This window comes from Sphingomonas sp. FUKUSWIS1 (genome assembly GCF_000733135.1).
GTDB lineage: Bacteria > Pseudomonadota > Alphaproteobacteria > Sphingomonadales > Sphingomonadaceae > Sphingomonas > Sphingomonas aerolata.
Genome location: NZ_JPJC01000166.1, coordinates 41,965 through 50,877 on the forward strand (window position 1 = coordinate 41,965; position 8,913 = coordinate 50,877).

15 protein-coding genes are annotated in these 8,913 nt (G+C 59.8%); 4 read left to right on the forward strand and 11 right to left on the reverse strand.

Annotated elements, in window-relative coordinates; all coding sequences use genetic code 11:
- Positions 1–103: 103 nt before the first annotated feature.
- Together sphsw_RS10705 and sphsw_RS10710 are read right to left on the reverse strand one after the other, a co-directional pair.
- Positions 104–1,192, reverse strand: a complete 1,089-nt coding sequence (locus sphsw_RS10705) for a DUF2493 domain-containing protein (protein ID WP_031440613.1) — start codon at positions 1,190–1,192, stop codon at positions 104–106.
- Between the two features lie 78 nt (positions 1,193–1,270).
- Positions 1,271–1,717 carry a DUF736 domain-containing protein gene (locus tag sphsw_RS10710; RefSeq protein ID WP_031440614.1) on the reverse strand — a complete coding sequence of 149 codons (447 nt, stop codon included), beginning with the start codon at positions 1,715–1,717 and terminating at the stop codon, positions 1,271–1,273.
- A 940-nt stretch (positions 1,718–2,657) separates the two neighbouring features.
- Here sphsw_RS10710 and sphsw_RS10715 point away from each other — a divergent pair.
- Together sphsw_RS10715 and sphsw_RS10720 are read left to right on the forward strand one after the other, a co-directional pair.
- The gene (locus sphsw_RS10715) at positions 2,658–3,005 is read left to right on the forward strand and encodes a hypothetical protein (protein WP_152555476.1); all 348 of its coding nucleotides are present in this window, start codon (positions 2,658–2,660) and stop codon (positions 3,003–3,005) included.
- Between the two features lie 202 nt (positions 3,006–3,207).
- Positions 3,208–3,624 carry a hypothetical protein gene (locus sphsw_RS10720; RefSeq protein ID WP_152555477.1) on the forward strand — a complete coding sequence of 139 codons (417 nt, stop codon included), beginning with the start codon at positions 3,208–3,210 and terminating at the stop codon, positions 3,622–3,624.
- 146 nt (positions 3,625–3,770) lie between these two features.
- Here sphsw_RS10720 and sphsw_RS10725 read toward each other — a convergent pair whose 3' ends face one another.
- Entirely contained in the window at positions 3,771–4,196 is a 426-nt protein-coding gene (locus sphsw_RS10725) for a type II toxin-antitoxin system VapC family toxin (RefSeq protein ID WP_031440617.1), read from the reverse strand.
- A complete protein-coding gene (locus tag sphsw_RS10730) occupies positions 4,196–4,504 on the reverse strand; it encodes a type II toxin-antitoxin system Phd/YefM family antitoxin (RefSeq protein WP_200874032.1) in 309 nt (102 codons plus the stop codon). The genes sphsw_RS10725 and sphsw_RS10730 overlap by 1 nt, the downstream gene beginning before the upstream one ends.
- A gap of 76 nt (positions 4,505–4,580) precedes the next feature.
- On the opposite strand from sphsw_RS10730, the gene sphsw_RS10735 reads away from it, so the two are divergent.
- Positions 4,581–5,069: a hypothetical protein gene (locus sphsw_RS10735; RefSeq protein ID WP_152555478.1), complete on the forward strand. Its 489-nt coding sequence runs from the start codon at positions 4,581–4,583 to the stop codon at positions 5,067–5,069.
- 14 nt (positions 5,070–5,083) lie between these two features.
- Here sphsw_RS10735 and sphsw_RS18875 read toward each other — a convergent pair whose 3' ends face one another.
- The 6 genes from sphsw_RS18875 to sphsw_RS10760 all read right to left on the reverse strand — a co-directional run bounded on the left by sphsw_RS18875 (position 5,084) and on the right by sphsw_RS10760 (position 7,976).
- Positions 5,084–5,278, reverse strand: coding sequence for a hypothetical protein (locus sphsw_RS18875; RefSeq protein WP_081874273.1), 195 nt, complete (start codon positions 5,276–5,278; stop codon positions 5,084–5,086).
- A gap of 239 nt (positions 5,279–5,517) precedes the next feature.
- A complete protein-coding gene (locus sphsw_RS10740) occupies positions 5,518–5,907 on the reverse strand; it encodes a type II toxin-antitoxin system VapC family toxin (protein WP_031440620.1) in 390 nt (129 codons plus the stop codon).
- A gap of 14 nt (positions 5,908–5,921) precedes the next feature.
- Positions 5,922–6,188, reverse strand: coding sequence for an AbrB/MazE/SpoVT family DNA-binding domain-containing protein (locus sphsw_RS10745; protein ID WP_031440621.1), 267 nt, complete (start codon positions 6,186–6,188; stop codon positions 5,922–5,924).
- 217 nt (positions 6,189–6,405) lie between these two features.
- Positions 6,406–7,329 (reverse strand): D-alanyl-D-alanine carboxypeptidase family protein, encoded by a 924-nt coding sequence (locus sphsw_RS10750; RefSeq protein ID WP_081874277.1) that lies wholly within the window; start codon positions 7,327–7,329, stop codon positions 6,406–6,408.
- Positions 7,330–7,425: 96 nt separating this feature from the next.
- Positions 7,426–7,695, reverse strand: coding sequence for a DUF1488 family protein (locus sphsw_RS10755; protein WP_031440623.1), 270 nt, complete (start codon positions 7,693–7,695; stop codon positions 7,426–7,428).
- A 59-nt stretch (positions 7,696–7,754) separates the two neighbouring features.
- Positions 7,755–7,976: a hypothetical protein gene (locus sphsw_RS10760; protein WP_031440624.1), complete on the reverse strand. Its 222-nt coding sequence runs from the start codon at positions 7,974–7,976 to the stop codon at positions 7,755–7,757.
- 204 nt (positions 7,977–8,180) lie between these two features.
- Here sphsw_RS10760 and rpsU point away from each other — a divergent pair, with 204 nt between their 5' ends.
- Complete coding sequence (gene rpsU, locus sphsw_RS10765) at positions 8,181–8,381, forward strand: 30S ribosomal protein S21 (protein ID WP_031440625.1); 201 nt, start codon at positions 8,181–8,183, stop codon at positions 8,379–8,381.
- Between the two features lie 416 nt (positions 8,382–8,797).
- Here rpsU and sphsw_RS20430 read toward each other — a convergent pair.
- A partial coding sequence (locus tag sphsw_RS20430) for a DUF3768 domain-containing protein (RefSeq protein ID WP_042467047.1) occupies positions 8,798–8,913 on the reverse strand: 116 nt, incomplete at its 5' end.

An 8,913-nucleotide genomic window follows, 5' to 3' on the forward strand; every position in this document is an offset into this window, starting at 1 on the left:
CAAAAAGGGGCCAGCGCGGGGATTTCGCCCGCCGCTGGCCTAGTGTTTCCTGCCAAGGAAAGGGGAGGGGCGGCGCGCTCTTGGCTGCGCCGCCCGGATAGGGTTAGCCGATTGCCTGCCGCTTGGTTGCGGTCGGTGCCGGTGCCTGTCCATCGATGCGGAAGGCGTGGGTCGGGACGCGGGCGTCCTTCAAGGTCTGCAACAGGTTCGATTGCAGGCCGGAACCTTGGCAAACGATGGCTTCAACGGGGGCGAGTTTTACAAGCTGTTCGTTGCGAACGAACCCGGCGCGGTTGCCATAGCGGCCCGTCTGCGGTGTGAAGGCAACCACGGTAACGCCACGGCTTGCGGCCCATGCTGCGGCGATCATGTCGCACCCTTTACGCTGCGCTGTGGTGCAAAGCGTCATGTGCGGGATACGGGCTTTGATCTGGTCGAGGCGGTCCCAAAGCTGTTTGAAGTCGTGCCACTCCTGACCGCCCGAAAAGACGACAAGCGGGCCGGTGGGGTTGCGCTTCTCGCGGTGGTCCTGCGCGCGGGCTTTCAAGAAATCGAGGGCGGCAATCTGGCTTGCGGTGCCTCCGCTCGAAACCTTCGATCCGCGCGCGGGGGACCACGGGTGGCCGGACTGCGCCCGGTAGCAGTCGGCGGCATAGTCGCGCATGCATTCGATGGCGGCGCGCTGTTCGGTCTTGGTCTGCGCGCGGAGTTGCAATTCTTCCATTTCGACGGCGTAAATATCGGACGGATCATAACGGCGCGTCATCTCGCCAAGGTCGCGGCAAAGCGTGTCTTCCTCGCGTTCCAGCTTCTGCGCTTCGTAGTGAAACGAATTGACGAACCCCCATGCAATCGCCTGTGCGCTCGCCTCTAGGCGGGTATCGCGGAACAGGTCGAAAAGCGTTGCCATGATCGCCGCGCAATCGTGCTGCGCCTCGATCGGCTCGGGCATGTCGAGTTCGGCGCGGTCTGCGCCAAGCTCGACAATGGAAAGCGCGCCAACGTCGCCGAACGCTTCCTGAAAATTGGTCGTTGCCGCTGCGTCGGCGATGCTCTCGGCAATCTCCGCCGTGCGGGGGTCGGTCGCGTCGTCGGACGCGCTGCCGGTCGCGGGCGTGGCGTTGGTGCCGTTCTTGGCTTCGCCCAAGTCGGCAAAGCTGGTAAGGCGCGGGGAGGTCGTTTTCTTGGTCATGGTTCGTAGCCTTTGGCAGGGATTGCGGTTTAGGGTCGGGGGAGGGTTGCACCCCTCTCCCCGCCCGTTTGGGTGGTCTTAGAACGCGGGGATTTCGTCGTTCAGCGCCTCGGAAAGCTGGCCGTTGTCGGTGGCGTTGCCGGTGCCGAAACCGTCATCCGATGCCTTGCGGCGGTTCTGGCGGGTGCCGTCCAGATTTTCGCGGCGCGTGGTCGGGCGGTTCCAGACGACGCGGAAACCCTCTTCGTTATTGCCGAAAAGCATGATCTGGAGGGGTTCGCTGATGCTCGGGTCGTCCAGCTTGCCCTGATAGAAAACTTCGCCGCTGCTGTTGCTGGTCATTTCCCAAAGCGCGCCGATCTGCACCCAACGCTTCGCGACGTTCAAAACCATGATTTCGAACGCGGGGGCCTTGTCGTTCGTGCTCTCGACGGGACGGAGGCCAAGGCGCGCGAGGTCGATGGTTGCCGTTGCGACCGAACCGAGAAGCTGACCGCCGACCGACTTGAAAGAACCGATGTTCATAGTATTCACTCCACGTTACGGGGGCTATCCCCTTGTTTTGCCAGTGCTTGGGGCCTTTCCCCTCCGGCATCTTCTTTTTACCCCTTCCACTCTATTTGACCAACCTGATTGATTACTTGACGTCCAATCATCGTACACGGTGAGTCCGAGCATAAGAAAGCCCCCGACCAGGGGGCGTAAATAACAAATCAAAGACGCATTGATCGCGGTAGCGAGCAATTCTATTTCTACCGTGCTGATGGGCAAGGCCCGGCCTTTGTTCTCATCGCACCCGGAGCCGTCCTCGCAGGGGCTCAAGCGGCAGGCACGGCTGGCGGGGTCAACACGAATGACGGAGGCTCCGCGACGCGCAGCGGCGTGGAAACCGTAGGGCCTTTAGGCCCGGTATTCTTGTTGAGGCGTCTTCAAATCAAACAAAAGCATTGTCCGCTCCAGCGGACAATTCCCCTTTGACGCCGACCCCGTCGGACGGGTCTGCCACGCCGAGACACTGAGAGACGGCGAAGGGTGTGATGAGAACACAGGCCCACAAAGCACACATCATGCGCCTAGCGCATGATTCCACAGCCGAAGGCTGCTTGGCGGTGCTCATGGTCCTAGACATGAGGTCAGGGTAGATCGACACACCCGCCCCAGGCCATCCGCGAACCTGGCGCACGAGCCCTGTCAGCGTGCCCCGGGAGCCCGACAAGTGATTGTACCCGAAGGGCGGAGACCCGCTCTTCGCGGGGCTCCGGGAGGCTCTTGCCGACTATTGAACGGTCCCGCCCTCTTGGGCGGGATGTCCCAACCCTTCCTGTTCTTGCTTGAAATCTTCAACGATTCCGTCCGGCTACCCCTCGTCTAGATCGCTCCCGATCATGCCCCCGGAGCGCTTTCGTTTTCACGCCAATCTCTCCACGATGCGACCGAACAGACCTGCCTTTTGGAGGATGTTATCGTGAAGGTTTTTGACAAGGATTTGCTGAGCGCCACGATCGACACGAACGGTATCGCTTGGGTGACTTACGCAGGACCTCCCTTCACGGTCTGGCAGTTGGTGGAGAGCGATGCGACGGGATCGGTCACGCGGCGATCGTCATCAGACTCAGACTTACTGCTGGAGCCTGTCATTCGAGCTGGGTCATGCTGTTGGATGTTATGTGTCCAGTATTGCGGCGACGGCAAGCCACCGCCGTTCCCGCTCGCCAACCTCGCCGAGGTGTTTCTGGTGGGCATAAACACGTTGTCCGAGCGATTTCCGGCAATCGCCGCAGACAGGCCAACGACGGCGGAAAGCATCGTTTAACGACGGCCATAAGCCACATGGGAGACGGCCCCGCCAACAAGCAGGCACCGCATTTCCGTAGCGGAAAAGCTTGGCTTGAGCCCATCAATCAAGTCTTTAGAGTGGCATATCGAAAAGGGCGAACGTCGCGGCGACGCTGGCCGAACGCACGAAAGCAGATGCCTCGCGATGTATGATCGTCCGGCAGGGGAGGGTTACAAAAATGAATTTGGAAGCGATGCTCGGCACATTGGAAGGGCATCATCGAGACATCATGGCTGGCGTTCGCGAAATCAGACGGCATTGCGGCGAGGAAAGCCCGAACAGTCGTCAGCTGGCGAACGCCCGTGAACAGTTGACGGCGTCCAGCCTGGCCCGGTCCAGGTATGTCAGCGAGGTGATCGTTCCGACTTTGCTAAAGGATGCCGACGATGGCTTGAGGACGGAGCTGTCCGAGTTACTCTTTGCGACCGCAACCAAGCGGATGTTTTCGCGCGCGCATATTGCCGAGTGGACGACGACGTCGATCGAGGCGGACTGGTCAGGTTATTGCGCCGCGGCGCGGGATATTTGGCCAATGATGGAAGAGCAGATCGCGCGTGAGACGAGGGTGTTGGCTGCACGGCTCAAGCATCGATAGCGACACCAAGCCGGGTTGGATTCCTTCAGACCAAGGCGGTGCCGAAGATACCGTCAGGCGCACCGGGTGGCGTTCGACAGACAAAAAAAGGGCCGCCGTGGGGCCGACCCTGATAGGTTTTAGAAGAGGATGATCGTCTCCAGCTGTCACTGAGGATAGGCCCACGGATCCAAAAGCGTAACATCTGTGCCTGCGAAGTCGACGACATTTCGGGTGACGATCGTCAGGTCGTGTACGAGGCCCGTCGCTGCGATCCAGGCGTCGCGTTCGCTCTTGGTGTCCGGAACGTGCAGCCGCGCGCAGCGCAGCGCGATCGTTGTGTCGACGGGGAGTATGCGCCCGGCAAAGGCGGGCATGACCTTGTCATGTAGCCAGAGCCGCAACACGCCGGCTTGCCGCGTATCGCGCCGTTCGAGCAGTGCGATGCCAAGCTCGATCTCCATGATCGTGATGACCGAAAGGAACATGTCCGCCTGATCGACGCTACCGGCCCATGCTTCGACGGCTGCACTGATCTTTCCGCTGCGCCGCTTGCGCAGCTCGGACAGGGCGTTGGTGTCGAGCAAGTACATCAGTCGAACACCGCCGGACGCGGGAACGATGCTGCCCTGCTGAAGTCGACCTCGATGTCTCCGACCTCGTCCATGTCGAGGGCGTCGAGGATGTTGCCGGGAGGGGCTTTCAGCCGCTCGTATTCGGCAAAGGGCATGACCGCCATGATTGGTCGGCCGCGTTCGGTGATGATGACCGCGCCATCAACCGCGGCCCGCTTGATGCGACCTGGTTCGCGATTGAAGTCGCGACTGGAAAAAGTTTGCATGGCGGCTTGACCTTCTTTGTCGTGACGTACAGACATTGCCGCAGGCAGCGGAATTGTCAATGTTCGTCACGCGATCGGGTCTTGCTCGATCGCATGACGATCCTGCCAAATCCGAGGCCTCCCGAAGGAGGATATGATGAAAGTACAGGATGTGATGCGGGGGTACGACTATGATCTCCCGCTTTATGACGTGCTGAACAACAGCGGCACCAACGAAAACGGCGACCCCGAAATATCGACCGATCGGCGGGTGCTGGCAGGCGCCACGATCGGGATCGGCCTCGACGTTGCCTATTTTGCGATCACGGAGATGCAGGAAGCGTTCACCGCACTGGCAAGCGAAACGAGCAACGGCATGGGCCGTGGCGAGGGGCACAAGGATCTCGAAGAGATCTTGCGCGACAAGAGCCCGTTCCAGATGCGGCTTTGGTACCTGCTGTACGACACGCCTATCGAGCAGGCGATTACAGAACTCGCCTGGTTGCAGAGCCTGACGTACCGTCGTGGTCGGATGTGCATGGTGATGCGCGAGCAGAAGCTTGCGGTGATTTACGCCACGAACGCCCAGCTGTGCGAGAGCCTGACGGCCGCGCAGATCATGGCCAACGTGACGACCGAGGGCTGACGATAGTCGCTCGGTCAGGCGACCAGGGCGAGAAGACTCTCTGGGTGATGTGGCCGGCACCGGGAGACGCGGAAAGGCTGAATGGGATTGTCGGTGCGGACCACAAACTGGTCGACGCCGGTGCTCTCACGAAGCTGAATAGCCACGGCGTAGGCGTTCTCGAGTGAACTCAGTGAACTGCGTCGGGCTGAAAGTGCAATGACGGTCATGGTGATGTCCCTTCGGGGTGAAGTCCTTCGGGTGAAGTGCCTTATGGCGGGTGGAACGGCCGAAAGGCCCGTTCATGGAAAATTGACGACGATCCGTATATCGAGGGTGGTGGACCGGATTCGACGCAGATGCGTTAAGCCAGTCTGTCCACCGTTTCGACGGAGGATCCTTCGACCGACGGGGTCGGGACCGCTGCTATCGGTTCCGGCCCTGTTTTCGTAAGCGGAAACCGCCGGCGTCAGCCAAGCCAATTCTCTACGCGAAGACCCCGAATACGTGTGAACTCGCCGACATTAGCGGTGACCAGCGTGGCACCTAGTGCATAGGCATGGGCTGCGATCAGGAGGTCGTTGGGGCCGATCGGTTTGCCAGCGGCTTCAAGCTCGGCGCGGATCCCGCCATATTCGGCGTCGGCCGGGACATCGAGCGGAAGGATCTCGATCCCGCCCAGAATGGCTTCGACTTGCTGGAGCAGGCGAGGGGACCCCTTACGGGCGCAACCATAGCGCAGTTCGGCCGCGGTGATGATGCTGACACACAGATTGTCGCTCCCGATCTCGACGATCTTATCGAACACCGCGCCTTGCGGATTTCGAACGAGGTCGGAGACGATGTTGGTATCGAGCATGTAGCGTGAGCCTGTCACAGGTCGACGGCCCTGAGCGGGAGCAGCGTAGCATCGAGATCCTCTGGAAACAGATCTTCAGAGGCGAGGGGGGTTAGCCCTTTCAGGATGTCGAGAAGACGGGCCTTGGGTTCGGGTTCGATGATAAGCTTGTCGCCTTCCTTGTGGATAAGCACACGGCTTCCCGAAAATTCGAACTCGGCGGGAATTCGCACTGCCTGACTGCGATTGTTGCGAAACAGCCTGGCTTCGCGCACGTCGAAATTAGCAGATGTCTGGGTCACGACGCCTCCTTTGTATATGCCATGTATATACTCGCTTGGACTGACGTTCAATCGCGATGAGCGATGGCGTCGTAGTTACGTCCGTGCCGTCCATCTCAGGTGGCCTGGGCGTGGGAAGCGCGTAGCTTTATGCGGTCCTGGCCTCGGTTGCTGGTTGAGACGGCTCCCGGCGAAAGCCGGAACAAAGCCATGCAATCAATGCCGAATATCTGCTAACTTATTGATTTAACATAAGATGTATTATCGATCCGAACGATCCTCGCGGCTCTGGGTTACCTAAAGGCAGTTCGTAGAGTTCCCGCCGTCGTATGCGACGCGCAGTCGATCTCGACCCGGTGAAGCCCAACTCGATCAGATTGGCAACGCGCGCATCACGCGCCGAAACGCTGGTCTCACCCAGCACTACGACCACGATACGCCGACCTCGGCGCTTCGCCGACGCTGCAAGATTGTAGCCGGCGTCGGAGGTGTACCCGGTCTTGATGCCGTCGACGCCCGTAACCCGACCGAGCAGATGGTTATGATTGGCAGTGCGACGCGATCTCCACTGGATCGTACGCTTGCTGAACCGGGCATATTGCCGCGGAAAGCGCCTGACGATGGCCCGCGAGAGCTTTGCCATGTCGCTCGCCGTTGTCATGTTACCGGCGCTGGTCAGTCCAGATGCGTTTGCAAAACGCGTATTCCGCATCCCAAGCTGGCGCGCCTTTGCCGTCATCAGTCTGGCAAATTTCGGCTCACTACCGGCAATGCGTTCGGCCACGGCAACGGCCAGGTCGTTCGACGAGATCGCTGCGATAGCATCCAGCGCCTTGCCGACTGTGATCCTTCCACCTGCGGCTATACCCAAATGCGTCGCCGGCTGGCGCGCCGCCCGGCGGGATATCGGCAAAGGGTCACTTGGGCGTAAGCGGCCGTCGGCAAGAGCTTCGAATGCGAGATACAGCGTCATCAGCTTGGTCAGTGAAGCGGGCCGTCTCGCTGCATCCGGCGCCTCCGAAAACAGAACGGTACCGGTTGAGGCATCGACCACAATCTCAGAGACGCTTGATCGGGCATATGCCGCCTGCACAGGCAGGCCGAATGCCAAGCTGGCAACGATAAGACCGATCTGCAAACGCCGTAGAGAACTGAAAAACATGCCGAAGTTGGTATCCTCGATGAGCCTTGAGGATGCCAACTTTGACCTGACTGCTGCCTTAAGCTGCATGCTTCGAAGGGCGCTTCGGAGCGACCGCTACTCGAGGTCACTTTCTGTCACGGTTATCAGATTGGCCGTTGGCCGAAGCTCGGCAAGATCGGCGCAGATATCGAGTATCTCGTCGCTGAACCGCTCGAACAGTTCCAAGGCGTCATTGTCTGGTTCGTCGCCGCTCACTTCACGCAAAACGGCGTATTTCACGGCAAAATCGCGGTCCTCGCTATCGATGTCGGCGGTAAACTCGACCTGCTTTTCGCGGTCGTTGTCGACCAGGCTGTCCTGATCAATCGTGAGACGGTTCGCCATGTATTACTGCTTCCTTCGTTGGCAGGCTCCCCTGCCCTAAGGCTACACAGCGTGCAAACTCAGCAAAGGCTGATCCCGCGGTACGTCGCGTCCTCAACGATGATCTTGGCCGTTCCCGGCCCGACGATCGTGTTCACCTTCCCCAGCGTCGTATCAATCGTGTCCCCTGGAAACACGATCTCGACCACATGGGAATTCTCGACTGGGAGGCCATCAGCGTCGATTACCATCGGCGCCGGCAGCAGTTGCACACGATAGGCAGGTGTGTCGGAATTGGTCATGGGACCTTCTCCAGCCTAGTGGATCAGTGTCAATGCCTAGGGGCTGCGGTCTAGAAACCGTTCCAGCATGGGGCAGGATTAGTCACGTTCGCGAAAGATAACTGCGTTTGAAGCCGGCAAGTTCATCATGGACTTGGCACATGCCTGCCTGGCTTATAGGCAGGGCTGTATTAATCATCGACGCAATCTCGAAAGTTAGGTTTCATGCAGGTCATCGTCCGCGACAACAACGTCGACCAGGCTCTTCGCGTTCTGAAAAAGAAGCTGCAACGCGAAGGCGTCTACCGCGAGATGAAGCTGCGCCGTCATTTCGAGAAACCGTCGGAGAAGCGCGCTCGCGAACACGCAGTGGCCGTTAGCCGGGCGCGCAAGGCCGATCGCAAGCGCGCCGAAAAGGATCAGTAAGACCGGGGTCTGGTTAGACCGTCACCGTGTGAGTGCGTGCTGTTTGCTCAGGCGGCGAACGACGGAGACGAGCTTCGCCATCGCGGGTTCGCGGATCGGCTCGGTGAGCCGCATCTCCCGGCTTCGTCCGTCGATCGTCAGGCTAAGTGGACGGTCTGCAATTCTTTACATCCCGGCCGACCGTTTCGCCGTTTTAAAGCATCAACCCTACTGGATCCCAACTTCGGGAGGCAGCGTCGTAACCGCGTTGCCACGCAGCGCGCAGACGACTGCCGCGCCGTCCGCTAGGGTTAGCATTGCCCATGACGAAGCAGCGCCAGCCTGCTTTCTCGGCTTCCCAGTTCTCATCGACCGGTCCGGGCGTCAGCAATGACATTAGGTCCAAGCGGCGATCTTTCGGTGCTGCCGTGACCATGTCAGAGGTCCTCTCGGACCATGATCGTCAGCACACGCTGGGTGATGCTGGCATCGGCGGGATCTTCCGAGCCGTACTGAAACGCAGCGTCGTAATAGTCGATCTTGAAGTAGACCG

What these genes read in the sequence shown, in the direction of transcription:
- sphsw_RS10740 (WP_031440620.1), bottom strand. Translation starts at nt 5,907, where the DNA reads ATGCTCGATACCAACATCGTCTCCGACCTCGTTCGAAATCCGCAAGGC.
- rpsU (WP_031440625.1), top strand. Translation starts at nt 8,181, where the DNA reads ATGCAGGTCATCGTCCGCGACAACAACGTCGACCAGGCTCTTCGCGTT.
- sphsw_RS18875 (WP_081874273.1), bottom strand. Translation starts at nt 5,278, where the DNA reads ATGACCGTCATTGCACTTTCAGCCCGACGCAGTTCACTGAGTTCACTC.
- sphsw_RS10750 (WP_081874277.1), bottom strand. Translation starts at nt 7,329, where the DNA reads ATGTTTTTCAGTTCTCTACGGCGTTTGCAGATCGGTCTTATCGTTGCC.
- sphsw_RS10705 (WP_031440613.1), bottom strand. Translation starts at nt 1,192, where the DNA reads ATGACCAAGAAAACGACCTCCCCGCGCCTTACCAGCTTTGCCGACTTG.
- sphsw_RS10735 (WP_152555478.1), top strand. Translation starts at nt 4,581, where the DNA reads ATGAAAGTACAGGATGTGATGCGGGGGTACGACTATGATCTCCCGCTT.
- sphsw_RS10725 (WP_031440617.1), bottom strand. Translation starts at nt 4,196, where the DNA reads ATGTACTTGCTCGACACCAACGCCCTGTCCGAGCTGCGCAAGCGGCGC.
- sphsw_RS10755 (WP_031440623.1), bottom strand. Translation starts at nt 7,695, where the DNA reads ATGGCGAACCGTCTCACGATTGATCAGGACAGCCTGGTCGACAACGAC.
- sphsw_RS10720 (WP_152555477.1), top strand. Translation starts at nt 3,208, where the DNA reads ATGAATTTGGAAGCGATGCTCGGCACATTGGAAGGGCATCATCGAGAC.
- sphsw_RS10760 (WP_031440624.1), bottom strand. Translation starts at nt 7,976, where the DNA reads ATGACCAATTCCGACACACCTGCCTATCGTGTGCAACTGCTGCCGGCG.
- sphsw_RS10710 (WP_031440614.1), bottom strand. Translation starts at nt 1,717, where the DNA reads ATGAACATCGGTTCTTTCAAGTCGGTCGGCGGTCAGCTTCTCGGTTCG.